Source organism: Oleiphilus sp. HI0117, assembly GCF_001635235.1.
The window spans coordinates 1-484 of sequence record NZ_LWGA01001298.1; the positions used below are offsets into that span (position 1 = coordinate 1).

Annotated in this window: 1 pseudogene; it reads left to right on the top strand. The window is 47.3% G+C overall.

From position 1 onward, the window contains the following. Positions 1-299 (top strand): annotated as a pseudogene (locus A3757_RS27230) (FAD-dependent oxidoreductase); the annotation flags it as partial. Between the last annotated feature and the right edge of the window lie 185 nt (positions 300-484).

Consider the following 484-nt stretch of genomic DNA (forward strand, 5'->3'; position numbering starts at 1 on the left):
GGCAGGTCAGACTCTACGTGCTGCCACTAATGACCTGCGCACGCACCTTAGCGAAGACTCTGACCGGCACACCGAGCCAGGTAAGCTTCGGCATCATGCCGATAGCAACTAAAACACCCGCCTGCCCCGTCGTCGTTTGCCCACCTGCCAGTGCTTCAGGCCAATGGCGCTTCGAACAAGATGGCCTGAATATTTGTGGTCGTCATTATAACGAGCAAGACTGTTTGGATGGTTTTGTACTAACTGGGCAACGCTGTGTTGAAAAACAAGCGCTAGTTAAAGAGCTCAGTAGTCTTTAAGCTAAAGACTCCCTGAATTAGGCGCTTTGTTTAAAACTCAACAAAGCGCGATTAATAAAGTGAGTCATGATCATGCAAGACGTACTACAACAACTCATCGATGTCCTTCAACTTAAGCAACTCAACAACTTAGTCTTTGAAGGTTGCAGCGAAGATTTGGGCTTCAAAAATGTATTCGGTGGACA